Source organism: Nocardioides luteus, assembly GCF_000960475.2.
Lineage (GTDB): Bacteria > Actinomycetota > Actinomycetes > Propionibacteriales > Nocardioidaceae > Nocardioides > Nocardioides luteus_A.
Genome location: NZ_JZDQ02000015.1, coordinates 40672 through 65686 on the forward strand (window position 1 = coordinate 40672; position 25015 = coordinate 65686).

The 25015-nt window shown below is 69.2% G+C and carries 20 protein-coding genes; 13 read left to right on the forward strand and 7 right to left on the reverse strand.

What is annotated here, in order from left to right; translation table 11 throughout:
* Window positions 1-6: 6 nt before the first annotated feature.
* The 4 genes from UG56_RS12195 (at window position 7) to UG56_RS12210 (ending at window position 3417) form a co-directional block, all read left to right on the forward strand.
* Window positions 7-861, forward strand: a complete 855-nt coding sequence (locus UG56_RS12195) for an ABC transporter substrate-binding protein (protein ID WP_045546938.1) — start codon at window positions 7-9, stop codon at window positions 859-861.
* Window positions 858-1712 carry an amino acid ABC transporter permease gene (locus UG56_RS12200; protein WP_045546939.1) on the forward strand — a complete coding sequence of 285 codons (855 nt, stop codon included), beginning with the start codon at window positions 858-860 and terminating at the stop codon, window positions 1710-1712. The genes UG56_RS12195 and UG56_RS12200 overlap by 4 nt, the downstream gene beginning before the upstream one ends.
* Window positions 1709-2443 carry an amino acid ABC transporter ATP-binding protein gene (locus UG56_RS12205; RefSeq protein ID WP_045546940.1) on the forward strand — a complete coding sequence of 245 codons (735 nt, stop codon included), beginning with the start codon at window positions 1709-1711 and terminating at the stop codon, window positions 2441-2443. The genes UG56_RS12200 and UG56_RS12205 overlap by 4 nt, the downstream gene beginning before the upstream one ends.
* A 479-nt stretch (window positions 2444-2922) precedes the next feature.
* Window positions 2923-3417: a hypothetical protein gene (locus tag UG56_RS12210; RefSeq protein WP_045546941.1), complete on the forward strand. Its 495-nt coding sequence runs from the start codon at window positions 2923-2925 to the stop codon at window positions 3415-3417.
* Window positions 3418-3426: 9 nt separating this feature from the next.
* Here UG56_RS12210 and UG56_RS12215 read toward each other — a convergent pair whose 3' ends face one another.
* Both UG56_RS12215 and UG56_RS12220 read right to left on the reverse strand, forming a co-directional pair.
* Window positions 3427-4875, reverse strand: coding sequence for a glyceraldehyde-3-phosphate dehydrogenase (locus UG56_RS12215; RefSeq protein ID WP_045546942.1), 1449 nt, complete (start codon window positions 4873-4875; stop codon window positions 3427-3429).
* Window positions 4876-5030: 155 nt separating this feature from the next.
* Window positions 5031-6503 (reverse strand): serine/threonine-protein kinase, encoded by a 1473-nt coding sequence (locus UG56_RS12220; protein ID WP_143055013.1) that lies wholly within the window; start codon window positions 6501-6503, stop codon window positions 5031-5033.
* Window positions 6504-6626: 123 nt separating this feature from the next.
* On the opposite strand from UG56_RS12220, the gene UG56_RS12225 reads away from it, so the two are divergent.
* The gene (locus tag UG56_RS12225) at window positions 6627-7805 is read left to right on the forward strand and encodes a CaiB/BaiF CoA transferase family protein (protein ID WP_045546999.1); all 1179 of its coding nucleotides are present in this window, start codon (window positions 6627-6629) and stop codon (window positions 7803-7805) included.
* 39 nt (window positions 7806-7844) lie between these two features.
* Here UG56_RS12225 and UG56_RS12230 read toward each other — a convergent pair whose 3' ends face one another.
* On the reverse strand, window positions 7845-8666 hold the full coding sequence (locus UG56_RS12230; protein WP_143055014.1) for a hypothetical protein: 822 nt from the start codon (window positions 8664-8666) through the stop codon (window positions 7845-7847).
* A 274-nt stretch (window positions 8667-8940) separates the two neighbouring features.
* Here UG56_RS12230 and UG56_RS12235 point away from each other — a divergent pair, with 274 nt between their 5' ends.
* Both UG56_RS12235 and UG56_RS12240 read left to right on the forward strand, forming a co-directional pair.
* Window positions 8941-10455 (forward strand): flavin-containing monooxygenase, encoded by a 1515-nt coding sequence (locus UG56_RS12235; protein WP_045546943.1) that lies wholly within the window; start codon window positions 8941-8943, stop codon window positions 10453-10455.
* 63 nt (window positions 10456-10518) lie between these two features.
* A complete protein-coding gene (locus tag UG56_RS12240) occupies window positions 10519-11187 on the forward strand; it encodes a TetR/AcrR family transcriptional regulator (RefSeq protein WP_045546944.1) in 669 nt (222 codons plus the stop codon).
* 10 nt (window positions 11188-11197) lie between these two features.
* Here the strand turns inward: UG56_RS12240 and UG56_RS12245 are convergent, their stop codons facing one another.
* Window positions 11198-12115 (reverse strand): LysR family transcriptional regulator, encoded by a 918-nt coding sequence (locus tag UG56_RS12245; RefSeq protein ID WP_045546945.1) that lies wholly within the window; start codon window positions 12113-12115, stop codon window positions 11198-11200.
* Window positions 12116-12197: 82 nt separating this feature from the next.
* On the opposite strand from UG56_RS12245, the gene UG56_RS12250 reads away from it, so the two are divergent.
* Together UG56_RS12250 and UG56_RS12255 are read left to right on the forward strand one after the other, a co-directional pair.
* Window positions 12198-15614, forward strand: a complete 3417-nt coding sequence (locus UG56_RS12250) for a bifunctional proline dehydrogenase/L-glutamate gamma-semialdehyde dehydrogenase (protein WP_045546946.1) — start codon at window positions 12198-12200, stop codon at window positions 15612-15614.
* Window positions 15615-15748: 134 nt separating this feature from the next.
* Window positions 15749-16150, forward strand: a complete 402-nt coding sequence (locus UG56_RS12255) for a DoxX family protein (protein ID WP_045547001.1) — start codon at window positions 15749-15751, stop codon at window positions 16148-16150.
* 191 nt (window positions 16151-16341) lie between these two features.
* Here UG56_RS12255 and UG56_RS12260 read toward each other — a convergent pair whose 3' ends face one another.
* The gene (locus UG56_RS12260) at window positions 16342-17964 is read right to left on the reverse strand and encodes a hypothetical protein (protein WP_045546947.1); all 1623 of its coding nucleotides are present in this window, start codon (window positions 17962-17964) and stop codon (window positions 16342-16344) included.
* An 83-nt stretch (window positions 17965-18047) separates the two neighbouring features.
* Between UG56_RS12260 and proC the strand changes: the two genes are divergently transcribed.
* On the forward strand, window positions 18048-18869 hold the full coding sequence (gene proC / locus UG56_RS12265; protein WP_256206583.1) for a pyrroline-5-carboxylate reductase: 822 nt from the start codon (window positions 18048-18050) through the stop codon (window positions 18867-18869).
* A gap of 94 nt (window positions 18870-18963) precedes the next feature.
* Here the strand turns inward: proC and UG56_RS12270 are convergent, their stop codons facing one another.
* Complete coding sequence (locus UG56_RS12270) at window positions 18964-19482, reverse strand: GNAT family N-acetyltransferase (protein ID WP_052693113.1); 519 nt, start codon at window positions 19480-19482, stop codon at window positions 18964-18966.
* A gap of 115 nt (window positions 19483-19597) precedes the next feature.
* Complete coding sequence (locus tag UG56_RS12275; RefSeq protein ID WP_045546949.1) at window positions 19598-20746, reverse strand: acyl-CoA dehydrogenase family protein; 1149 nt, start codon at window positions 20744-20746, stop codon at window positions 19598-19600.
* A gap of 135 nt (window positions 20747-20881) precedes the next feature.
* On the opposite strand from UG56_RS12275, the gene UG56_RS12280 reads away from it, so the two are divergent.
* From UG56_RS12280 to UG56_RS12290, 3 genes are read left to right on the forward strand one after another with little or no spacing between them, the layout of a single operon-like run.
* Window positions 20882-21475: a MerR family transcriptional regulator gene (locus tag UG56_RS12280; RefSeq protein ID WP_241248273.1), complete on the forward strand. Its 594-nt coding sequence runs from the start codon at window positions 20882-20884 to the stop codon at window positions 21473-21475.
* Window positions 21476-21528: 53 nt separating this feature from the next.
* A complete protein-coding gene (locus tag UG56_RS12285; RefSeq protein ID WP_045546951.1) occupies window positions 21529-22740 on the forward strand; it encodes an acetyl-CoA C-acetyltransferase in 1212 nt (403 codons plus the stop codon).
* Window positions 22741-22758: 18 nt separating this feature from the next.
* A complete protein-coding gene (locus UG56_RS12290; protein ID WP_045546952.1) occupies window positions 22759-24930 on the forward strand; it encodes a 3-hydroxyacyl-CoA dehydrogenase NAD-binding domain-containing protein in 2172 nt (723 codons plus the stop codon).
* Window positions 24931-25015: the final 85 nt, after the last annotated feature.

The following is a 25015-nucleotide window of genomic DNA, read 5'->3' on the forward strand; positions in this document are numbered from 1 at the left end:
CCGCACATGCGCACTCGCCTTACTCCCCTTCTCGTCGCTTCCCTCGCTCTGGCCGCCGCTCTGACGGCCTGCGGAAGCGAGGACGACACCAGCGCCGCGGGCGGCGCACCGGCCTCTTGTAAGGCCGCGGACCTGCCGCTGAAGCAGGACGGCAAGCTGACCGTCGGCACCGACTCCCCGGCCTACGAGCCGTGGTTCTCCGACGACGACCCCAGCAACGGCAAGGGCTTCGAGTCGGCGGTCGCCTACGCCGTCGCCGACCAGCTCGGGTTCGCGAAGGACGACGTCGTCTGGGTCAAGCAGGCGTTCAACACCTCCTACACGCCGGGCGAGAAGAAGTTCGACTTCGACATCAACCAGATCTCGATCACGCCCGAGCGTGCCGGTGTCGTCGACTTCTCGAAGGGCTACTACACCGCCTCGCAGGCGGTCGTGACGATGGAGAAGGACGCCGCGAAGGCGACATCGCTCGCCGATCTGAAGGGCCTCAAGCTCGGTGCCCAGACCGCGACCACGTCGCTCACCGCGATCCGCGAGGACGTGAAGCCGACCACCGACCCGCTGGTCTTCGACACCAGCGACCAGGCCAAGCAGGCGCTGCTCAACGGCCAGGTCGACGCGCTCGTCTTCGACCTGCCCACGGCGTTCTACATCACCGCCGCCGAGATCGAGGGCAGCACGATCACCGGGCAGTTCGAGAGCAGCGAGAAGCCGGAGGAGTTCGGCCTGCTGACCGAGAAGGACAGCGGCCTGGCGCCCTGCCTCGACGACGCCCTCGACGCGCTCGAGAAGGACGGCACCCTCGCGGCGCTCGAGAAGGAGTGGCTCTCCGACGTCGTTTCTGTGCCCGTCTTGAAATGACGCAGTCTGAAGTGAGCTGGGTTCCCAGTGAGCGGGAGCTCGAGAGACAGGCCGTACGCCGCCGGCTGAGGCTCCAGCAGACCGTCATCGCCACCGTGGTGACCGTCGTGGTCGCGGTCGGGCTGGCGTTGCTGATCGTCTCCTCGCCGGGGTGGGACCGGGTGCGGGACTACTTCCTGAGCTGGTCCCACGCACGCGACTCGTTCGCGGCGATCGCGGAGGGGTTCTGGATCAACATCCGGATCTTCCTGGTCGCCGAACCGTGCGTACTCGTCCTCGGTGCCCTCGTCGCCATCGCCCGCCAGACCACCTCCCCGTGGCTGGCGCCGGTGCGCCTCCTGGCCACCGGCTACACCGACCTGTTCCGCGGGGTGCCGTCGATCATGGTCGTGGTCATCTGCGGCATCGGCATCCCGGCGCTGGGCCTGTCCGGGGTGACCAGCTCGCTCTTCTGGCTGACCACGTTCGCGCTGGTGCTCTGCTACGGGGCCTACGTCGCGGAGGTCTTCCGCGCCGGCATCCTGGCGATCCATCCCACCCAGGTCGCCTCGGCCGAGGCGTTGGCGCTGACCCGCGCCCAGACGATGCGCTTCGTGGTCCTCCCGCAGGCCGTACGCCGCGTCGTACCGCCACTCATGAACGACCTCGTCTCGCTGCAGAAGGACACCGCGCTGATCTCGGCGGTCGGTGTCTTCGAGGCGCTCCGGGCGGCCCAGGACTACCAGGGCTACAACTTCAACGGCACGCCGCTGCTCGTCGCCGCGGCGTACTTCCTCGTCGTCGCGGTGCCGCTCACCCGGCTCACCGACTGGCTGATGCGGCGACAGATCGAGAAGGAGCAAGGCCGATGACGGCGCTGCTGGAGGCCAAGGGCCTGCGGAAGAGCTACCGGGGGAAGGTCGTGCTCGACGGCCTCGATCTGGTGGTGGCCGAGCACGACGTGGTCTGTCTCATCGGGGCGTCGGGGTCGGGGAAGTCGACCCTGCTGCGGTGCCTGAACCTGCTCGAGACGATCGAGGACGGGATCATCACCTTCGACGGCCGGGAGATCTCCGACCCGCTCGTCGACCCGCGCTCGGTCCGCCGCGAGATCGGGATGGTCTTCCAGGCGTACAACCTCTTCCCGCATCTCTCCGTGCTCGACAACTGCACCTTGGCGCAGGTGCGGGTGCATGGCGTTGCCAAGGACGAGGCGGCCGATCGAGCGCGGCAGCTGCTGGCTCGGTTCGGCCTCGCCGACAAGGCCGACGCCCATCCCGACGCGCTCTCCGGAGGCCAGCAGCAGCGGGTCGCGCTGGTGCGGGCGATGTGCACTCGGCCGCGGCTGCTGCTCCTCGACGAGATCACCGCTGCCCTGGACCCCGAGCTGGTCGGTGAGGTGCTGGAGATCGTCCGGGCCGAGGCGGAGGCGGGTACGACCCTCGTGCTTGCCACCCATGAGATGTCGTTCGCCCGTGAGGTCGCCACCAAGGTCTGCTTCCTGGACGGCGGGCGCGTCTTGGAGCAGGGTCCGCCGGAGCAGCTCTTCGGCGACCCGGTCGAGGAGCGCACCCGAGCCTTCCTGGCCCGCGTCCGCTCCTGAGCGCCGGCGCGGAGCCCGATATCCGCACCTTTTACTAGACGATGACACCTTGTGAACGATTCACAAGGTGTCATCGTCTAGTAAAAGGAACGGATCTGGCTCTCCGCGCGGGGCTGCCCTGGGATTATCCACAGGGTTATCCACAGCATCTTGATTTCGGGTCGAACGATGCGACCTCGCTGCCTAGCGTCCCGACGTATGGGGGCGATGACACGAGTCACGACGCGCGAGGCGATCCGTCGGATCTGCGAGCTGCACATGATCGGGAAGGTCGAGGCGAACCGGGTGCTGACGGCCGGCCTCGCCGGCCCGGGACAGAGGGTCGGCAGCGCGATCGTCTATGACGAGCGCAGGCTCGCCGAGCTGCTGGCCCGGCCGCGCTGCACGGACCGACGCTGGACGAGGTCCGCCCGCTCATCGTCCGGCTCGGTCGCGATCGCAGGTTCGACCTCTCGCGGACCTGGGAGGAGCAGGCCGAGGTGGTGCGACCGAACTGGTACGTGCCGTTCCTCCTCGGCACGCTGCTGGACAGTTGGGGGTGTCTGGACGGCCGCCGGTTCCCGCTGGTCGCGACCGTCGCCAGCTGGGTGGTGTTCGGTGCAGAAGTCACCGGCCACAGCTACGACAAAGATGCACCGCCGGCGGCGAACCGCAGCATCCCGCCTCGTACGTTTCACGTCGAACCGCCGGGGGCCTGGTTCGAGCCGATCAAGGACACTTGGCTGCCGCTCGAGCACGGACCGACGGTGACCGTCTGGGGCGCGCCGACCAACGGGCCGCTGCGCGAGGTCGACTGGCTCAGGGTCGATGCCGAGAAGCAGAAGGAGCAGATCGAGTACGAGATGTGGTTGCGGTCCGCGCCGGCCCTCCGCGATGTCGCTCAGGTCGGCCTGACCAGTGCCGATGCCATCCTTCGAGCCTGGGACGCCGCTGCCCCGCCTCGTCCGGAGACCGGACGGGACGGGGCAGCGTAGGGGTCTGAATCAGACTGCGGCCGGGGCCGGGAAGGTCGGGTACTCGACGCCCGAGATCGACTGCACGGTGCGGACGACCTGGCAGGAGTAGCCGAACTCGTTGTCGTACCAGACGTAGAGGATCGCGGAGTCACCGTCGACGATGGTCGCGTTGCCGTCGATGATCGAGGCGGCACGGGAGCCGATGAAGTCGGAGGAGACCGCGTCGCGGGCGGTGGTGAAGTCCACCTGGCGACGCAGCTCGCCGGTCAGCGAGGCCTCGCGGAGGTAGTCGACGACCTCGTCCTTCGAGGTCTCGCCCTTGAGCGAGAGCGACAGGATCGCGATCGAGACGTCCGGGGTGGGGATGCGGATCGAGTTGCCGGTGATCTTCGCCTTGAGGTCCGGGAGCGCCTTGGCGACGGCCGAGGCGGCACCCGTCTCGGTGAGCACCAGGTTGAGCGGTGCGGAGCGGCCGCGACGGTCGGCCTTGTGGTAGTTGTCCAGCAGGTTCTGGTCGTTGGTGAACGAGTGCACCGTCTCGACGTGACCGCGGACGATGCCGAAGCGGTCCTCCATGAGCTTCAGCGGCGGCACGATCGCGTTGGTCGTGCAGGACGCGCAGGAGATGACCTTCTCGTCGCCGGTGAGGGTCTGGTGGTTGACGCCGTGGACGATGTTGGGCACGTCGCCCTTGCCCGGCGCGGTCAGCAGGACCTTCTTGATGCCCGGGCGCAGGTGCTGCGAGAGCCCCTCGCGGTCGCGCCACTTGCCGGTGTTGTCGATGAGGATGGCGTCCTTGATGCCGTACGCCGTGTAGTCGACCGTCGTCGGGTCGTTGGAGTAGATGAACTGGATCGGGTTGCCGTTGGCGATGATCACGCCGTTCTTCTCGTCCACCGTGATGGTGCCGGCGAACTGGCCGTGGATCGAGTCGCGGCGCAGCAGCGAGGCGCGCTTGATCAGGTCGTCCTCGCCGCCCTTGCGGACGACGACGGCCTTCAGCCGCAGGCCGTGGCGCGAGCCTGCCTTCTCGACGAGGAGCCGGGCGACGAGCCGGCCGATGCGACCGAAGCCGTAGAGCACGACGTCCTGGCCACCGTTGCGCTCGATCTTGTTCTCACCGGTGGCACCGGCGAGCTTCTCGGCGACGAAGTCGTCGGCGGAGAGGCCGCGCTGGTCCTCGGCGTACTGGACCGCGAGCAGGCCCAGGTCGATCTTCGACGGGCCCAGGTCGAGCTTGGCGACGGCCTGGAGCAGCGGGAACGTGTCGGTGACCGAGAGCTCCTCGCCCTCGATCTGGCGCGCGAAGCGGTGCGCCTTCAGGATCGAGATGTCGGACTTGCTCACCAGCGACCGGCTGTGGACCAGGATGGTGACATCCTTCTCGCGGTAGAGCTTGCCGATGATCGGGATCATCGTCTCCGCGAGCTCCTCGCGGTGCTGCCAGTCGTTGAAGGTCTCGTCGGTGTCGCTCACAGCTCAACTTTCGGTTGCTCGGGGATGCCCATTTCGGGGTGGACGGCACACTCCGCCAGGCTCGATTATCGGCATCCCCAGGGCCCCGGCCACCTTGATCGATCCAACCTGGGACGCGGTGTGACCGGGGTCTCCCGACCCCTCCGAGGAGCTGCTCAGGGAGTCGCGGTCGCGGTCGGATCCGCGGTGGGTTCCTCGGTCGGCTCGGCCGTCGCGGTCTCGGTCGGCTCGGTCGTCGGCGTCTCGGTGACCGTCTCGCTCGGCGGGTCGCTCGGGTCCGGCTCGGTCGTCTCGGGAGACTCGGCCGTCGACGCCTCGTCGCTCGTCGCGTCGCTGCTGGGCGTGATCTCGCCGGCGTCGTCCGTGCCCTCGTCGGGCTCCTCGCTCAGATCAGGCTCCGATCCGGTGTCCACCGAGCCACCGACCGGCTCGTTCGGGGCCGAGTCGCTCTCGCCGGTGGTCGGCTCGGCCGACGGGGTCACCTCGCCGACCTTCGGGGTGTCGTCGTCCTGGCCGGGCAGGAGGTCGGGGTTGGCGGCGACGGCCACACCGGCCGAGACCAGGACCACGGCCGCCGCGGCCAGGACCGCGATCTTCCAACGTCGCCCCGAGGGCTGGGTCGGCTCCGCGAACGTGGGCGCGCGGGTCGGCAGGTCAGCCGTGTCGGAGACGGTGCCGGAGGCAGACGGAGCGTGCCGAGGCGCGCGAGCGATACCGCCGGTGAAGGCCGGGGGCACTGCGCCGATGGTGGTCTCCGCCTCCGAGGTGGCCGGGGCCGGCAGCAGGGTCCAGTCGCCGTTGGTGGCGAGGATGTCCGCGGCGGAGGGCCGGGCGGCCGGGTTCTCGGCCAGGCACGCGGCGACCAGCGGCCGCAGGTAGTCCGGGCAGAGGCTCAGGTTGGGCGACTCGCCCTTGAGGAGGTGTCCCATCGAGCCGATCTCGCCGCTGAACGGCCAGCGGCCGGTGGCGGCGACGAAGGCGACCAGCCCCAGCGCCCAGATGTCGACGGCGCTGGAGAACGTCCCGGTCTGGACCTGCTCGGGCGCCTGGTAGCCGTAGGTGCCGACGGCCTTGCCGGTCTGCGTGAGCGCCGTGCCGTCGACGGAGCGGGCGATACCCATGTCGATCACGCACGGGTCGACCCCGTAGAGGATGTTGCCCGGCTTGATGTCGCGGTGGACGAGCCCGGCCGCGTGCACCGCAGCGAGCGCCTCGGCGACCCCGGCGACCAGCTGGCGTACGTCGATCTCGGAGAGCCGCTGGCCGGAGTTGACCAGCTTGTTGAGCGGCGGGTCGGCGACGTACTCGCTCGCCATCCAGGGCTGCTCGGCACCGGGGTCGGCGTCGAGGACCCTCGCGGTGAACCGGCTCTCGACCTTCTTGGCGGCCTCGATCTCCCGCTCGAACCGCGCCCGGAACCCCGGGTCGGAGGTGAGCTCGGGAAGGATCGCCTTCACCGCGGCCTTCGTGCCCCGGGCGTCCTCACCCAGGTAGACGACGCCCATGCCGCCGTGGCCGATGCGGCCGGAGAGCGCGTAGGGGCCCATCTCGCGGGGATCGTTGGCGGTCAGCGGGCTGACCGAGCTGATCGGGAGGGACTGGGGGGATGTGGGGATTTCCCGAGACAACTTCTCTGCTCCTGTGCACCGGCGAGTGTGCCTCGGAGCGTATCGGACTCGGCTCGGCGATCGGGTCAGGCCGGGCGGAGGGTTCCAGACTCCGGAAGGACGGATCCTGCGAGGATGGCCGGCATGACTGAGTCGACGGAGAAATCCACAGTGACACTGGGCCAGGGCACCGGACCCCTCCGCGGGGTCAAGGTCGTCGAGCTGGCAGGGATCGGCCCCGGGCCCCACGCCTGCACGATCCTCGCCGACATGGGCGCGGACGTGATCCGGGTCGACCGGCCGGGCGGCAACCTGCTCGGCGGCGGCGCCGGCGACCTGCTCACCCGCGGCCGTCCGAGCATCGCGCTGGACCTCAAGAACCCGGACGCCGTCGAGACCGTCCTGCGGCTGGTCGAGAGCGCCGACGTACTCGTCGAGGGGCTGCGCCCCGGCGTCACCGACCGCCTCGGCCTCGGCCCCGACGCCTGTCTGGAGCGCAACCCGCGCCTCGTCTACGGCCGGATGACGGGCTGGGGCCAGGACGGTCCGCTGGCCCAGTCGGCCGGGCACGACCTCACCTACATCGCCACCACCGGCGTGCTCAACGGGCTCGGCCAGGACCGCGCCCGGCCTCACTTCCCGCTCAACCTGCTCGGTGACTTCGGCGGCGGATCGACCTACCTGGTGATGGGCATCCTCGCCGCCCTCGTCGAGGCGAAGACGACCGGCCAGGGGCAGGTCGTCGATGCCGCGATCGTCGACGGCACCGCCCACCTGGCGACGATGATCTCCGGGATGCTCGCCTCCGGCGCCTGGCACGAGCAGCGGCTGAGCAACCTGCTGGACGGTGCGATGCCGTTCTACGCGCTCTACGACACCTCCGACGGCCGGCAGGTCGCGGTCGGCGCCCTGGAGGGCAAGTTCTTCGCCGAGATGGTCACCCGGCTCGGGCTCGACGGGGTCTGCCCGGGGCAGTACGAGATGGAGCGCTACGACGAGATGCGCGACCTCTTCGCCAAGACCTTCGCGTCGAAGACGATGGCCGAGTGGGCCGAGCTTTTCGAGGGAACCGACGCCTGCGTCGCCCCCGTGCTCACCCCGTCCGAGGCTGCGGTCCATCCGCACCTCCAGGCCCGCCAGACGTACGTCACCCACCACGGCGTCACCCAGCCGGCCCCGGCCCCGCGGTTCAGCCGCACGACCTCCACCTTGGGCGCGGGACCGGCGGCCAGCGCCGGTCAGCACACCCGCGAGGCCCTCGCCGCGTGGGGCATCGACGACGCCGACGCGCTGATCGAGAAGGGCGCCGCGTTCCAGGACTGACGACCGGACCGCGGACAAACAGAAACGGCGCGGTTCTGATCAGTCCTTGTTGACCAGAGCGGCAGCGCGGCGACGCAGGACCACGACGAGCGCGGTGCCGGCGGCGGCAGCACCGGCGAGCATGGCCAGCAGCGGCCACATCGCGGGCACGGGGGAGTCGCTCTCACCGGCGAGACCGGCGTCGATGTTGGTCGGGACCTCGGAGTCGGTCACCGGGGCCTCGGAGGACTCGTCGGCAACGGGCTCGGTCTCGTCGGAGGCCGGGGTGGACTCGGACGGCGACTCGGAGGGCTCCTCCGACGGCGACTCGGACTCCAGCGGCTCCGTCGGGGACGGGGTCGGGGTCGGGGACGTGGTGTTCGTGTCGCCGCCGCAGTTCTCGAACCAGAAGACCTTGGACTTGGTGTCGTTGCCCTGGCTGCCCGGGGTGTGGACGGTGACCTTCACGTGGAAGCCCTGCTCGGGGTGCGCGGTGCCCGTCGAGTTGAGGGTGTAGGTCTCGCGGCCGTCAAGGCCGTCCTCGGTGCCGGCGCCGGACGCGTCGTCCTCGCCGACGAAGACCTCGAGCGGGCCGTCGACGGTGAGCTCACCGTCGAGCGTCGGCGCCTGCAGCTCGAAGGAGACCTTCGAGATGATGTCGTCGCCCTTGTCGAACCCGTACCACTCGATGTCGAACTTGCAGTCCTGGTGGGGATCGTTCTCCGGCGTGGTGTCCGGCACGTCGTCGGGAGCGAGGAACTTCTCGATCTTGACCGTGCCGTTGTTGCCGGCCGGGTCGTCGCCGGTGGCGAAAGCCGGGGCCGCTGCGAGCCCGGCGATGGTGACGCCCGCGACAACCGCGCCGGCGCGTACGAAACTCAACACTGGAAAACCTTTCGAAGACCATTGACCGCACCATGCGGTCCGCATGCAGCCTCAGCCACCGAAAGCGATGGGTGAGTGACCCCGAAATCGCTGTGGATGCTTCGCCGCCCCCACAGCTGCAGCCCGCAGCGTAGTGACCTCGCGTGCGCGCGTGGAAGCGGGGCTGTCCGGTGTTACCGAGCCGTTCCTCAATCGCTGAAAATCTGATTTGCTTGCAAAAGTTCGCGAGACAGGGTGTCGCAATCAGATACTTCCGGGTAACCTCAGTCACATGCATGTCGACGTACTGATCATCGGTGCCGGCGTCTCCGGCATCGGAGCGGCCGCACAGCTCCGTGAGCGCCTCCCGGGAAAGACGCTTGCCATCCTCGAGCAGCGTGATGCCAGCGGCGGCACCTGGGACCTCTTCCGCTACCCCGGCATCCGGTCCGACTCCGACATGTTCACCTTCGCCTTCAAGTGGCGGCCGTGGGAGAGCGCGCAGGCGCTCGCCGACGGTCACCAGATCCGTGACTACCTGCGCCAGACGGCGAAGGACTACGGCGTCGACAAGCTGATCCGCTACGGCCACAAGGTCACCGGTGCCGCCTGGAGCACCGAGGACAAGCGGTGGACGGTCTCCGTCGAGACCCCCGACGGCCCCGCCGAGATCACCGCCGACTTCCTGTGGAACTGCACGGGCTACTACGACTACGCCAACGGCTACCAGCCCGAGTTCGCCGGGCTCGACGACTACGAGGGCACCTTCGTCCACCCGCAGCACTGGCCCGAGGACCTCGACTACGCCGGCAAGAAGGTCGTCATCATCGGCTCCGGCGCGACCGCGGTGACTTTGCTGCCCAACCTGGCCGGCGCCGGCAGCGACCGGGCCGAGAAGGTGACGATGCTGCAGCGCACCCCGACGTACATCCTCTCCCGGCCGGGCCAGGACGCGATCGCCTCGCTGCTCAAGACCGCGCCCTTCAAGCTGCTCGGCAAGCTGCCGTTCAAGCGCGTGCGCGAGAAGATCGGCCACGAGACCGTCCGCTGGGAGAACATCGTCCTCACCGTCGGCACCTATCAGCTCGCCCGCCGGGCGCCCGGCGTGGTCAAGAAGGCGATCCGCGACCAGTGGATCAACGGCCTCACCGCCCGCGGCGGGCGTCCCGGGATGACCAAGGACGAGGCGATCGCGTACGTCGACAAGCACTTCAACCCGCCCTACAACCCGTGGGACCAGCGGATCTGCTTCGTCCCCGACGGCGACATGATGAAGTCGATCCGTGAGGGCTACGCCGAGGTCGTGACCGACCGGATCAAGACGTTCGTGCCGAAGGGCATCGAGCTCGAGTCCGGCGAGACGCTCGAGGCCGACATCGTCATCTCCGCCACCGGGCTCAACCTCCGGCTCTTCGGCGGCGTCGACTACACCGTCGACGGCGAGCCGATCAACCTGCCCGACCAGATGGCCTACAAGGGCCTGATGATCACCGGGATGCCCAACTTCGCCTACACGATCGGCTACACCAACGCCTCCTGGACGCTCAAGGCCGACCTGGTCACCGACTACGTGATCCGGCTGCTCGACTTCATGGGTGAGAACGGCTACGACGTCGCCGCGGTCACCCGGGACCCCAGCGTCGAGGAGCGGCCGTTCATGGACCTCGCCTCCGGCTACATCCAGCGCTCGCTGGACCAGATGCCGAAGGCCGGCGACCGGGCGCCGTGGGCCGCGAAGCAGAACTACCTCGTCGACATGAAGGCGCTCGGTGCTCCGGTGGCCGACGGGGCCCTCAAGTTCAGCTGAGCAGGTTCACCTGAGCAGGTTCGCCTGAGACGCTGCCGTCGCGGGGACTACGATGTCCTCACCATGGATGGCAGGGCAGTTCGCTGGAAGCGTCACAACGATGACCGACGCAAGCGCATCGTCGATGCCGCGATCGGCCTGATCGAGACCGACGGCGTCAACGTCAGCCTGCAGGCGATCGGCCAGGCGGCCGGGCTCTCCCGGTCCGTGGTCTACCGCCACTTCGCCGACCGGCGGGAGCTCGACCTCGCCATCCAGGCCGACATCCTCGCCGGGCTGTGGGCCAAGCTCTTCCCGGCGATGGAGCTCACCGGGTCGATCCGGCAGATCATCTCCCGCACCGTCGGGGCCTACGTCAACTGGGCGCTCGAGCACCCGCTCCTACACCAGGTGGCCGACGTCGACACCGCGCCGAACGGCACCGGGCCGCTGCAGCAGGGCCTCGATCGGATCGCGGAGCGGATCAAGGAGCTGATGCTGGCGGCATTCGAGCTCGGCGGCGTGGAGATCTCCGAGATCGACAAGAAGGCCGTCGACCCGCTGATCTACGGCCTGATCGGGATGGTCTTCGGTGCCGTACGCCGCTGGGTCCATCTCGGCGAGGGCATCCCCGACGCCGAGCATCTGACCTCGGTCGTCACCGAGGCCGTGCTGGCCATGATCGACACCCGCGCCACGGCGTACGGGCTCTCGATCGACCACGACCAGCCGCTCGAGGACCTCTTCGGCTGACCGGTCCGGCTCAGCCGGGCAGCGTCAGGTCCGTGGGCACCACGCGGGCCAGGGCGGCGCGGCACGCGATGATCCCGGGGGAGTCGGCGATGGCGGTGCGCGTGGCGGTGAAGACCGTACGCCGCGGTGTCCCCGGCAGCTCGACGAGCCGCACCGCCGTCCGGTGGCGGACCCGCATCAGGTCGGAGAGCAGGGCGACGGCGTTGCCCGACTCGACCAGCGCGACGTGCGCCTCGACGTCGTCGGTCTCGTAGCGGACCTCGGGCTCGAAGCCCGCGCGTCGGCACTGCTCCTCGATCCAGTGGCGCGACGCCGTGCCCGGCGGCTCCATCGCCCACGGGACCCGGCCGGCGTCGGCGAGCGAGGTGATGTCGTCCCAGATCTCCCCGGAGCCGTCGGGCGGGACGGCGAGCCGGAGACGGTCGGTGGTGAGCGGCTGCCGGTCGAGCCCGTCGAAGTGCGGAGCGCCGTGGTCGGGGTAGTGCTCGGCGACCACCAGGTCGAGCTCGCGCAGGGCGAGGTCGTTGAGCGCCTGCTCGGGTGCGCGCTGGGACAGCATGACCCGCAGCCGTGGATGCCGCCGGGTGAGGTCCGCGAGCGCCTGGGGCATGTAGGCGAGCGCCACGGACTGGAAGACGGCCACCCGCACCGTGCCCGCGGTCTCGTCGCCGAGCGCGGTGACCGCGGCCTCGGCCGCCTCGAGCCGGGCCAGGATCTCGGTCGTGTGCTCGACGAGCACCTCGGCCGCGGCGGTGAGCTGGACCCGCCTTCCCGCCTTGGTGAGCAGGGGGACGCCGACCTCCCGCTCGAGCAGACCGAGCTGCTGGGAGACCGACGAGGGGCTCTGGTGGAGGGCCTCGGCGACCTCGGCCAGGGTCCCGCGCGCGGCGAGCTCGGCGAGCAGGCGGAGGCGGCGGACGTCGAGCACGTTGAACCTTCACTTCTTCTCACGAATAATCTCCAAGAAACATCGCTTTATCTTACGTGACTCCGGTCGCATACTCGGCACTATGACCACCAATGACGCGCTCATCGCCGAGGTCGACCACCTCGTCCGCGGCTGGCTGGCGAAGGCTTCGACCAAGCCCACCGCGCCGGCCGCCCAGCGCCTCGCCGACGTACTCAAGGACCCGTCCGGGCTCGACTTCACCGTCGGGTTCGTCGACCGGGTGATCCGTCCCGAGGACGTACGCGTGGCCGCAGCCAGCCTGCGCGAGCTGGCCGGCAACGTACCTTCGTTCCTGCCCTGGCACCTGAAGCTGGGCGTGAAGCTCGGCGCGCTGATGTCGCTGGTCGCGCCCTGGTTCGTCATCCCGGTGGCGCGTCGTGCGCTGCGGCAGATGGTCGGCCACCTGCTGATCGACGCCTCCGACGCGCGCCTCGGCAAGCAGATCGAGCGGATCCGCGAGCGCGGCGTCAACCTCAACATCAACCTCCTCGGTGAGGCCGTCCTGGGGCAGAAGGAGGCCGACCGTCGCCTGGCCGGCATCCGCAAGCTGCTCGCGCGCGACGACGTCGACTACGTCTCGGTGAAGGTCTCCTCGCCGGTCGCGCCGCACGCGGTGTGGGCCTACGACGAGGCCGTCGAGCACGTGGTCGAGCGGCTCCTCCCGCTCTACACCTACGCGGCGAACTCCTCGGCCGCCGGGACGAAGAAGTTCATCAACCTGGACATGGAGGAGTACCGCGACCTCGACATGACCATCGACGTCTTCACGCGGCTCCTCGACCGGCCCGAGCTGGCCGACCTGGAGGCGGGCATCGTCCTGCAGGCCTACCTGCCCGACGCCATGTCGGCGATGATGCGGCTCCAGGAGTGGTCGGCTGCTCGGCGTGCGCGTGGGGGCGCGCCGATCAAGGTGCGTCTGGTCAAGGGTGCCAACCTGCCGATGGAGCACGTCGAGGCGTCGCTGCACGGCTGGCCGGTCGCGACCTGGCCGACCAAGCAGGACTCCGACACCAACTACAAGCGGGTGCTGTCCTGGGCGCTGACGCCCGAGCGGATGGCCAACGTGCGCGTCGGCGTCGCCGGCCACAACCTGTTCGACGTGGCGTACGCCTGGATCCTTGCCGGTGAGCGCCAGGTGCGCGACTCGGTCGAGTTCGAGATGCTGCTGGGCATGGCGGAGGGCCAGGCCGAGGCGGTCCGGGAGACCGTGGGCGGCCTGCTGCTCTACGTGCCGGTCGTGCACCCGAAGGACTTCGACGTCGCCATCGCCTACCTGGTGCGTCGCCTCGAGGAAGGCGCCAGCACCGAGAACTTCATGTCGGCGGTCTTCGACCTCAACTCCTCCGAGGCGCTCTACAAGCGCGAGAAGGAGCGGTTCGTACGCTCGCTGGCGGCTGTCGACGAGTCCGTGCCGCCGCCCAACCGCACCCAGGACCGGCGCGAGCCGGTGGCAGACGCGCCGGTGGCCAAGCCTTTCGAGAACACCCCCGACACCGACCCGCATCTGCCGGGCAACCGCGAGTGGGGCAAGGCGATCATCGCCCGGGTGGGCTCCTCGACGCTGGGTGACCAGCTCGTCGCCGACCACACCGTGACGTCGGTCGAGGCCGTGGAGTCGGTGCTCGAGGGTGCCGTCGGCGCCCAGGCCGACTGGGGCCGCAAGACCGGTGCCGAGCGGGCCGCCGTGCTCCGGGCCGCCGCGGTCGAGGTCGAGCGGCGCCGTGCCGAATGGCTCGAGGTCGCCGCGTCGGAGTGCGGCAAGACGCTCGACCAGGGCGACCCCGAGGTCTCCGAGGCGATCGACTTCCTCAACTACTACGCGGGTCTGGCCGAGGAGCTGGATCTGGTGGACGGCGCGCGTCAGGTGCCCGTACGCCTCACCCTGGTCACCCCGCCGTGGAACTTCCCGCTCGCCATCCCGACCGGTGGCGTCGCAGCGGCGCTCGCCGCCGGGTCGGCGGTGGTGATCAAGCCGGCGCCGCAGGCGCAGCGCTGCGGTTCGGTGCTGGTCGAGACGCTGTGGGCCGCCGGGGTGCCGAAGGAGGTGCTGCGGCTGGTCCACGTGCCGGAGAACGAGGTGGGTCGCGCGCTGATCGCTTCGCCGCTGGTCGATCGCCTCGTGCTGACCGGCGCCTTCGACACGGCCGAGCTCTTCCGTTCCTTCCGCTCGGACCTGCCACTGCTGGCCGAGACCTCCGGCAAGAACGCGCTCGTGGTCACGCCCGACGCCGACCTCGACCTGGCGGTCAAGGATCTCGTCCACTCCGCCTTCGGTCACGCCGGGCAGAAGTGCTCCGCCGCATCGCTGGGCATCCTGGTCGGCTCGGTCGCGACCTCACGGCGCTTCCGCGACCAGCTCATCGACGCGGTGACCTCGCTTCGCGTCGGCTACCCGACCGACCCGACGGTACAGGTGGGCCCGGTCATCGAGCCCGCCTCCGGCAAGCTGCTCAAGGCCCTGACCACCCTCGCGCCGGGTGAGTCGTGGCTGGTGAAGCCGCGCCAGCTCGACGACACCGGCCGGCTCTGGTCGCCGGGTGTGAAGACCGGCGTCAAGCGCGGCTCCGAGTTCCACCTGACCGAGTACTTCGGGCCCGTCCTCGGTCTGATCTCGGCCTCCTCGCTCGACGAGGCGATCGAGATCCAGAACCAGGTCGACTACGGCCTCACCGCGGGCCTCCACAGCCTCGACCGGGCCGAGATCTCGCAATGGCTCTCGTCGGTGGAAGCAGGCAACGTCTACGTCAACCGCGGCATCACCGGCGCCATCGTGCGCAGGCAGCCGTTCGGTGGCTGGAAGAAGTCGGCCGTCGGCGCCGGGACGAAGGCCGGCGGGCCCAACTACCTGGTCGGTCTCAGCGACTGGGTGTCGGCTCCGGCCACCGAGCTCGCCACGCCGGCTCCTGCGGTCCGGTCGCTCGTCGACTGGGCCCGCCGGATCGGGGTCGACGAGATCGAGATGCTCGAGCGTGGCGCCGGGTCGGACGCGGTCGCCTGGGAGCGTGAGTTCGGGGCAGCCCGGGACGTGTCGCGACTGACCGCCGAGGTCAACGTGCTGCGCTACTCGCCGGTTCCGGTCACGATCCGCTACGAGGGTGGTCCCGTCGCCCACCTGCTGCGGGTCCTCGCCGCCGGTGTCGCCGCCGGCGCCCCGGTGACGGTCTCCGTCGCCGACGCGCTCGACGACGAGACCGCCTCGCTGGTGAAGGCGACCGGTGCGACGTATGTCGTCGAGGACATGGCCGCGTGGGCGTCGATCCTCTCCGGTCCGTATGCGCCCAGCCGCGTACGTCTGCTGGGTGGGTCGCGCGAGGCCTTCGCCGAGGCGAGCCAGGGCCGGGTCGACATCGCCCTCTACGCCCAGCCCGTCGTCGAGGCCGGCCGGGTCGAGCTGCTCACCTTCGTGCACGAGCAGGCCGTCTCGATCACCGCCCACCGCTTCGGCTCCCCGACGCCGCTGGTGGACAACCTCTTCTGAGGTCGAGTCGGCTCGTTCTGACACAGATCCGCGCCGAGTCGGCTCGTCATGACGAGCCGGCTCGGCGCTGGTGTCGGTCAGGACGAGCCGACTCGGCGTGCGTGGGGTTCGGCGCGTTCTCCTACAGTGATGCGATGACATCGATCGCGCGAACCATCGCGCGTCTTCTGCTCGGCGTGGCGATGATGGGTGCCGGGGTGGCGCACCTGACCACCCAGCGACACGAGTTCCGAGCCCAGGTGCCCAGCTGGTTCCCGATCGACGAGGACCTGACGGTGCTCGCGTCGGGCGTCGTCGAGATCGGGCTGGGGCTGGCGTTCCTCGTGCTACCGGGCAAGCGGCGGGTCGTCGGAGCGCTGCTCGCCGTGTTCTTCGTGGCGATCTTCCCGGGCAACGTCGGGCAGTACGTGGAAGGTGTCGACGCGTTCGGGCTCGACACGGACACCAAGCGCTTCGTTCGGCTGTTCTTCCAGCCTGTGCTCGTGGTCTGGGCTTTGTTCGGCGGGGGTTGGCTGAGGCGTTCTCGAGACGACTGAATCGCCTGCTTCTGACGTGACTGCCGAGTCGGCGCATCCGACCCCTCTAGCTCGCTTCGCTTCGCTAGGCACGGGGTCAGATGCGCCGACTCGGCGGGCCTTCGGGTCGGTGTGTGGTTGAGTGCGTTCTCCTCGCTCGCTTCGCTTCGCGAGGCACGGGGTCAGATGCGCCGAGTCGGCAGGCCCGCGGGTCAGTGTGCTGCTGCGGTTGCTCCTGCCCACGTACGCAGGTAGGTCTCCGGGCCACGGATGATGTCGTCGATGACGTCCTGGCCGCCGGTGAGGCGGAGGTCCTCGAGGTAGTCGGGGATCATCCCGTAGTGGGCGACTCCGTCGGTGTTGTAGTCCCAGATCCGCTGGCCGGTGACCTGACGGTCGACCACGGCGTCACCGAGGATGCTGCGGAAGGGATAGGTGACGTGGGTCTTCGCCGGCCCGGGCGTGCCGCCGAAGCCGTTCATGTCGAAGCCGAAGCCGATGCCCGCGCCGTAGCGGTCACGGACGGGGGCCGTGCGGGCGTACTCCGCGAGGAACTGGTCGGTGCTGTGGCCGTAGATCGTCGAGAAGCCGCCGAGGGCGTAGAGCCGGTCGAGGTAGCGCTCGTCCATCCAGGAGTGGGTGGCGAGGACGCCGGGGTAGTCGGTCTCCTCGAGGATGTCGAGGGCCCGGCCGGCGGCCTTGGCGCTCATGTGGTCGACCTCGACCATCATCCCGCGCTTGATCAGACCCCTCAGCGCATACTCGCCCAGCGATGACAGGCCGTAGGGGTTGCACACCGTCCCCGACGGATAGATCGGCGGCTGCGGCAGCCAGTCGAGCTCGGCCGGCCGGTCGACCAGGCGGGGGTTGTTGTCGTGCGGCTGGTCGGGGTCGCAGGCCTTCGGCGTCCAGAACGTCCCGGTGGTGAGGAACTGCCCGGCGTTGATGAGCAGGCCCGTGGTGCCCTCGTCGTAGCGGACGCCGCACAGCGCGTTGTCGAACTTGTGGCACAGGAACATCGACGACACACCGAGCGACTTCAGCTCATCGAGCCCGGCGTCGATGTTGGCGCGTGTGCACATGGCCAGCCGCAGCTTCTGGGAGCAGCCGAACGGCTCGGAGGTCTCCACGCCGAGCACCACGGCGAGCTTGCCGTCCTCGATCACCTCGCGCGCCTGGCCGGGGTCGGTGACGATCCGGTACCACCCGCGCCCCGCGCCGCCGTACTGCGCGTCGATGAACGCCTGGGTGTCGTACGCATCCCGCGCCTGCCTCCGCACCGCGGTCATCTCGTCGCAGGACTGGTGGGTGCCGGGGTTGATCGCGCACAGCGCCTTGTTGCTGGTCAGGTTGACGACCATGACCCGCTGGCCGGCCCGCCAGGAGCGCTCGACCCAGCGGTAGTACATCTGCTGATGGGTCAGCGAGTCGTAGGCCGGCCAGTCCTTGAACGACGGCCATCCGGTGGTGTCGTGGAACCCGAGCGGGCTGCCCGAACGGGTGAGGTTCTCCAGCAGCGCCGTCTCGCCGGCGATCCCGTGGGACGGGCAGTCCTCGAGCGCGTCCGCGACCCCGGCCTCGGAGAAGACCTTCCCGCAGACCGCCGCCCCGCCGATCCCGTCCTGCATGAACATGTGGCTGTGGGCGTCGATCAGCCCCTGCACCGTGCCGTCCGGCGCGGTGCCGGTGAACGGCTCGCCGGTCACGTTGACCTCGGACTCGGGCGACGGGAGCCGGCGCTGCCCCTCACCGTCCGCCTCGGCCGGCGGACCCACCATGGCGACCGTCGCCGCGAGGGCGACCACAGCAAGCAGGGACGTACGTCTGAAGCGCATGTGGCCTCCCGATGACCAGCGGCGAATGTACGGGTGCGGGTATCGCAACCTAGCAGTTGCTTGGGTCCGTTGGGGGCTTATCCGTGCAGGTCGTCCGCTCTGACACACTGGCGAGCATGACCATCGCGATCATCGGTGCAGGCAACATGGGTGGGGCCGTCCTGGCCGGGCTGCTCGAGGCGGGGCACTCCCCGGAGAGCGTCATCGTCGTCGAGGCCCGCGAGGAGCAGGCCGCCGCGCTCCGCGAGAAGCACGGCATCCGTACGCTGCCGGCCACCGACGCCGCAGCCGAGGCCGACGTCGTGGTGCTGGCCGTGAAGCCCTACGGCGTCGTCCCGGTGCTGCAGTCGATCGCGTCCGCGCTGCGCGAAGGCACCACGGTCGTCTCGCTGGCCGCCGGCGTGCCCACCTCGGCGATGGAGCCCGCCGTGCCCGACGGTGTCTCCGTCGTGCGAGTCATGCCCAACACCCCGGCCCTGGTCGGCGAGGGCATGTCCGCGGTCGCCGGTGGTGCGAAGGCGACGCCGGAGGCGGTCGCCGCCGCAGCCGACCTGATGGGTGCCGTCGGCAAGGTCGTCACCGTCCCCGAGTCGCAGATCGACGCGGTCACCGCGATCAGCGGCTCCGGCCCGGCGTACGTCTTCCTGGTCGCCGAGGCCTGGATCGAGGCGGGCGTCCACCTGGGTCTGACCAGGGACGACGCGACCACCCTCGTCATCCAGACGCTGACCGGCTCCGCCAAGCTGCTCGAGAGCGGCACCCATCCCGCGATCCTCCGCGAGCAGGTCACCTCACCGGGCGGCACCACCGCCGCCGCCCTGGGTGCGCTCGAGAAGGGCGGCCTGCGGGCGGCGTTCCTCGAGGCCACCCGCGCCGCCTACGTACGCAGCCAAGAGCTCTCCTGACGAGAAGTGGTCGATCTGGGCCCGAGGGGAGTGTCTCGGCGGGCCCACATCGACCACTTCTCGGATCGTTCGACGTCTGCTTGGGTCGAGACTGTCAAGCATGCGGCGCTGGGCCTTCGTGTCGTCGATGCTCGACGCGGACGAGGACGTGGAAGTCGCGGTTGCTGCGGGTCGCTCTGAAGGTCCCGACTCGCTCGAAGCCCAGGGATTCCATAGTTCGTAGCGCTCTGGCGTTGAACGACGCGACGGTGACTCTGAACCTTGCGGGCGCGAACCGGCTCCGACCGAACTCGAGACCTGCCGCGATGACGACCCGGCCGAGTCCCTGGCCCGTGAGCTCGGGGCGCATTCCGCCCCCGGTGTCGAGTGCGGACTCGTCGTAGTCCCATCCCGGCACCTGGCCATCGGGCCCGAAGGAGCGAAAGCCGATCAGGGTGTCGCCTGCGATGACGGAGTAGAAGCCGGCGTCCGGATCGACCAGCTCGTCGGGACTCACGCCGGCCATGTCGTACACGTCGTGAGGCGCCTGGTAGCGCCAGCCCGTGATGTCTTCGGCCTGCTCCAGCGTCATCGGGGCAAGACGAATGGCGTCCGGGTCGATCGAGTGCGACACCTGGACAGACTCGCACCCGAACCTGTCCGACGTCCGACGTCGAGCCAGGCCCGGTGAGGACCCGGCGCTGCCTCGGTCGACCCGTTCGCTGAGCTCGCGGGCCGACCGATCTGATCTACAGCCCCAGGTGGCGGCTGATGATCAGCTTCTGCACCTCGGTGGTGCCGCCGTAGATGGTCTGGATGCGGCTGTCGATGAACGCCTTGGCGATCGGGTATTCCATCATGTAGCCGTAGCCGCCGTGGATCTGGACGCCCTGGTCGACGAACTTCTTCTGCAGCTCGGTGGTCCACCACTTCGCCATCGAGGCGAGGACGGTGTCGGCGGTGCCGGCGTTGAGCTGGGTGACGGCGTCGTTGAGGAACAGCCGGGCGAGGTAGGCCTCGGTGGCCATCTCGGCGAGGGTGAACGCGGTGTTCTGGAAGCGGCCGATGGGGCGGCCGAAGGCCTCGCGGGTGCGGGCGTAGTCGAGGGAGAGCTCGAGGACCTGCTCGACCGCGGCGACCGCGATCGAGGCGACCGAGATGCGCTCCTGCGGCAGCAGGGTCATCAGGGAGATGAAGCCGGAGCCCTCCTCGCCGAGCAGGTTCTCCTTGGGTACGACCACGTCGGTGAAGGAGAGCTCGGCGGTGTCCTGCGCCTTCATGCCGACCTTGTCGAGGTTGCGGCCGCGCTCGAAGCCCTCCATGCCGCGCTCGACCACGAGCAGCGAGATGCCGTGGGCGCCGGCGTCGGGGTTGGTCTTGGCGACCACGATGACGAGGTCGGCGTTGATGCCGTTCGAGATGAACGTCTTCGAGCCGTTGAGGAGGTAGTGGTCCCCCTTGTCGACCGCGGTGGTGCGTACGCCCTGGAGGTCCGAGCCCGCGCCCGGCTCGGTCATCGCGACGGCGGTGATGATGTCGCCGGAAACGCAGCCCGGCAGCCAGCGCGCCTTCTGCTCCGGGGTGCCGAGGTGGGAGATGTAGGGGACGATGATGTCGGTGTGGACGAAGAAGCCGGGGCCGCTGGCGCCGATCTTCGCCATCTCCTCGTGGAGGACCGAGTTGAACCGGAAGTCCTTGATGCCGGGGCCGCCGTACTCCTCGTCGACGTCGAAGCAGAGCAGCCCGGTGTCGCCGGCCTTCTTCCACAGCTCGCGGGGGACGATGCCGTCCTTCTCCCACTGGTCGTGGAACGGCACGACCTCCTTCTCGAAGAAGGCCTTCGCGGTGGCACGGAAATCCTCGTGCTCAGCTTCGTAGATGGTGGGCTTCTGGGGCATGACTCTCCTCCGTAGACGTACCCGGTTAATGATGCCTCACCACTGTGACGCAGGCCGCATTGTCGTGATGGGCGACGGAGCAACTGTGACAGTAATACTGGCGAAGTGGCAATGGTTTGGTCTACGGTCCCTGACATGACCGAGACGACCGACGAGCTGATGACGATCGATGAGCTGTCGACCGCCACGGGGCTTTCGGTGCGCACCACGCGCTACTACGCGAGCCTCGGCCTGATCCCGGCGCCGATACGCCGCGGGCGGGTGGCCTACTACGGCCCCGAGCACCGCGCTCGGCTCGATCTGGTCACCGCGCTGCAGGCGCACGGGTTCACGCTGCAGGCGATCGAGCGCTACCTCGCCCGGCTCCCCGCCGACATCACCCGCGAGGACCTCGCGATGCAGCGCGCGATGATCACCTCCTGGGCCACCGAGCCGACCGAGGACATCCAGGCGCGGATCGGGCGCGAGCTGATCGCGCTCGGACTGCCGCGCGACGCCCTCGCGGCGGCGTACGCAGCCACCTCGCGTCACATGGCCGAGCTCGCCGCCGAGCTCAACGTCATCCTGCGCGACCAGGTCGTCGACCCGTTCCGGCGCACCCACCACAGCCCGGAGGAGGCCGAGCACCTCGAGGAGGTGCTCCCGCGGCTGCGTCAGCTGACCACCGAGGCCATCGTGGTGAGCTTCCAGGACGCCGTGAACCGGACGATCTCGCGCAATCTATCGTGAACCTTTCGGACCAACCCTGTTGACTGTGACAGTTTTAGTGTCACAATCGGCGCATGGCTGAAGCATTCATCTATGACCACCTGCGCACGCCGCGCGGGAAGGGTAAGAAGACCGGATCGCTCCACGAGGTCAAGCCGATCGACCTGGTGGTCGGCCTGATCGACGAGACGCGCAAGCGGAACCCCAACCTCGACCCCGCGCGGATCGACGACGTGGTTCTCGGTGTCGTCACCCCCGTCGGCGAGCAGGGCGGTGACATCGCCAAGACCGCCGCCATCAAGGCCGGTCTCCCCGAGACGACCGCCGGTGTGCAGCTCAACCGCTTCTGCGCCTCCGGCCTCGAGGCCGTGAACCAGGCCGCCTCCCGCGTACGCGGGGGGTTCGAGGACCTCATCCTCGCCGGTGGTGTCGAGTCGATGAGCAAGGCACCGATGGGCAGCGACGGCGGCGCCTGGGCGCAGGACCCCGACACCGCCCTCAAGACCGGCTTCGTCCCGCAGGGCATCGGCGCCGACCTGATCGCGACGCTCGAGGGCTTCAGCCGCGCGGACGTCGACCGCTACGCCGCGCAGTCGCACGCCCGGGCGGCCGCCGCCTGGGAGAACGGCTACTTCAAGGACGCCGTGATCCCGGTCGTCGACCAGAACGGCCTGACCGTGCTCGACCACGACGAGCTGATCCGCCCCGGCACCACAGCGGAGACGCTGGCCGGGCTCAAGCCGTCCTTCCTCCAGCAGGGCCAGGAGGCCGGCTTCGACGACGTCGCGCTGGCCAAGTACCACTGGGTCGAGAAGATCGACCACGTCCACCACGCCGGAAACTCCTCCGGCATCGTCGACGGCTCCGCGCTGATGCTGATCGGCTCCGAGGCGGCCGGCCAGGCCAACGGCCTCACCCCGCGTGCGCGGATCGTCTCGGCCGCCGTCTCCGGCGCCGACCCGACGATCATGCTCACCGGCCCGGCGCCGGCCTCGCGCAAGGCGCTGGCCAAGGCCGGCCTGAGCGTCGAGGACATCGACCTGTTCGAGATCAACGAGGCGTTCGCCGCGGTCGCGATGCGGTTCATCAAGGACATGGGCATCGACGAGTCGATCACCAACGTCAACGGTGGCGCGATCGCCATGGGTCACCCGCTGGGCGCGACCGGCGCCATCATCCTCGGCACCCTGGTCGACGAGCTCGAGCGCCAGGGCAAGCGGCGCGGCCTCGCCACGCTGTGCGTCGGTGGCGGCATGGGTATCGCGACGATCGTCGAGCTGGTCTGAAAGGGAATCTGAAGAGCTATGAGTGCAGTCAAGTACGACAAGGATGCCGACGGCATCGTCACGCTGACCCTGGACGACCCGAACCAGTCGGCCAACACCATGAACGAGCTGTACAAGACCTCGATGGCGGAGGCCGTCGAGAAGCTGTACGCCGAGGCCGCCAGCGATGAGCAGAGCGTCACCGGTGTGGTCATCGCCTCCGCGAAGAAGACCTTCTTCGCCGGTGGTGACCTCAAGAACATGATCCAGGTGCGCCCGGAGAACGCCGCCCAGGTCTTCGAGGAGGTCGAGTCGATCAAGGCGACCCTCCGCAAGCTGGAGACCTTCCCCAAGCCGGTCGTCGCGGCGATCAACGGTGCCGCCCTCGGTGGCGGTCTGGAGATCGCGCTGGCCTGCCAGCATCGGATCGCGCTGGACGCCCGCTACGACATCGGCCTGCCCGAGGTCTCCCTCGGTCTGCTGCCGGGCGGCGGCGGCGTCACCCGCGTCGTACGTCTCCTGGGCATCATGACCGGGCTGATGGACGTCCTGGGCCAGGGCACGAAGTTCAAGCCCGCCGCTGCCCTCGAGAAGGGCCTGATCCACGAGCTGGTCTCCTCCCCCGATGAGCTCGTGCCCGCCGCGAAGGCGTGGATCAAGGCCAACCCTGACGAGATCGCGCAGCCGTGGGACAAGCCGGGCTACAAGATGCCCGGTGGCAAGCCCACCTCGCCGGCGCTCGCCGGCTTCCTGCCCGCGTTCCCGCCGATCCTGCGCAAGCAGCTCAAGCAGTCCGACATGCGTGCGCCGAAGGCGATCCTGTCGGCCGCGGTCGAGGGCGCGATGGTCGACTTCGACACCGCCACCCGGATCGAGTCGCGCTACTTCACCTCGCTGGTCACCGGCCAGCAGTCGAAGAACATGATCCAGGCGTTCTTCTTCGACCTCGGCGCCATCGGCGCCGGCACGCTGCGTCCCGACGGCGTCGAGAAGTTCACGGCGACGAAGGTCGGCGTGCTCGGTGCCGGGATGATGGGTGCGGGCATCGCGTACTCCTTCGCCCGGGCGGGTGCCGAGGTCGTCCTCAAGGACGTCGCCATCGACGCGGCCGAGCGTGGCAAGGCCTACACCGCCAAGCTCAACGAGAAGGCCGTCTCGCGCGGCAAGCTCACCCAGGAGAAGGCCGACGAGATCCTCGACCGGATCACCCCGACGGTCGCCCCGGAGGACTTCGCCGGTGTCGACGTCGTCGTCGAGGCGGTCTTCGAGGACGTCGCGCTGAAGCAGAAGGTCTTCAGCGAGATCGCCCCGTTCGTCAACGACGACGCGGTGCTCTGCTCCAACACCTCGACCCTCCCGATCACCGAGCTCGCCAAGGGCATCGACCGCCCGGCCGACTTCATCGGCCTGCACTTCTTCAGCCCGGTCGACAAGATGCCGCTGGTCGAGATCATCAAGGGCGCCGAGACGAGCGACGTCGCGCTGGCCAAGGCCTACGACATCGTCCAGCAGATCAAGAAGACCCCGATCGTCGTCAACGACAGCCGTGGCTTCTACACCTCGCGTGTCATCGGCACCCAGATCCAGGAGGGCCTGGAGCTGCTCGCGGAGGGCTTCGCCCCCTACTCGCTCGAGCGCGCCGCGACCCAGGCCGGGTTCCCGGTCGGGCCGCTGCAGATCGCCGACGAGCTCAACCACGAGCTCATGGTCAAGATCGCTCGTACGACCCGGGAGGCTGCCGGCGTCGAGGAGCTGACCACCACGGAGCGGGTGCTCAACCCGCTCATCGAGGCGGGTCGTTCCGGCAAGCTCAAGGGTGCCGGGTTCTACGACTACACCGACGGCAAGCGTGGCTCGATCTGGGCCGACCTCGGGACCGTGTTCCCGGTCGCCGAGAAGCAGATCCCGATCCGGGACGCCGAGGAGCGGATGCTCTTCATCGAGGCCCTGGAGACGGCGAAGTGCTTCGAGGAGGGCGTCATCACCTCCGCCGCGCACGCCAACATCGGCTCCATCTTCGGCATCGGCTTCCCGCCGCAGACCGGTGGTGCGGCCCAGTTCATCACCGGCTACGAGGCCGCCGACGGCTCGATCGGCATCGAGGCGTTCCTGGCCCGTGCCGACGAGCTGGCCGAGAAGTACGGCGAGCGGTTCCGCCCGACGCAGTACCTCCGCGACCTCGCGGCGAAGGGTGAGGGCTTCCCCGTCTGATCAGCCCCGCCTGACGCCGAGACGTCACGTACGCAGATCGAGCTGGCACCACGGTGCCAGCTCGATCTGCTGTCTGACCGCCGCG

Bases quoted from the DNA above. Each gene is read 5' to 3' on its own strand.
- UG56_RS12290 (WP_045546952.1), top strand. From the start codon at position 22,759: ATGAGTGCAGTCAAGTACGACAAGGATGCCGACGGCATCGTCACGCTG.
- UG56_RS12205 (WP_045546940.1), top strand. From the start codon at position 1,709: ATGACGGCGCTGCTGGAGGCCAAGGGCCTGCGGAAGAGCTACCGGGGG.
- UG56_RS12200 (WP_045546939.1), top strand. From the start codon at position 858: ATGACGCAGTCTGAAGTGAGCTGGGTTCCCAGTGAGCGGGAGCTCGAG.
- UG56_RS12225 (WP_045546999.1), top strand. From the start codon at position 6,627: ATGACTGAGTCGACGGAGAAATCCACAGTGACACTGGGCCAGGGCACC.
- UG56_RS12195 (WP_045546938.1), top strand. From the start codon at position 7: ATGCGCACTCGCCTTACTCCCCTTCTCGTCGCTTCCCTCGCTCTGGCC.
- UG56_RS12275 (WP_045546949.1), bottom strand. From the start codon at position 20,746: ATGCCCCAGAAGCCCACCATCTACGAAGCTGAGCACGAGGATTTCCGT.
- UG56_RS12255 (WP_045547001.1), top strand. From the start codon at position 15,749: ATGACATCGATCGCGCGAACCATCGCGCGTCTTCTGCTCGGCGTGGCG.
- UG56_RS12240 (WP_045546944.1), top strand. From the start codon at position 10,519: ATGGATGGCAGGGCAGTTCGCTGGAAGCGTCACAACGATGACCGACGC.
- UG56_RS12285 (WP_045546951.1), top strand. From the start codon at position 21,529: ATGGCTGAAGCATTCATCTATGACCACCTGCGCACGCCGCGCGGGAAG.
- UG56_RS12280 (WP_241248273.1), top strand. From the start codon at position 20,882: ATGACCGAGACGACCGACGAGCTGATGACGATCGATGAGCTGTCGACC.
- UG56_RS12260 (WP_045546947.1), bottom strand. From the start codon at position 17,964: ATGCGCTTCAGACGTACGTCCCTGCTTGCTGTGGTCGCCCTCGCGGCG.
- UG56_RS12235 (WP_045546943.1), top strand. From the start codon at position 8,941: ATGCATGTCGACGTACTGATCATCGGTGCCGGCGTCTCCGGCATCGGA.
- UG56_RS12250 (WP_045546946.1), top strand. From the start codon at position 12,198: ATGACCACCAATGACGCGCTCATCGCCGAGGTCGACCACCTCGTCCGC.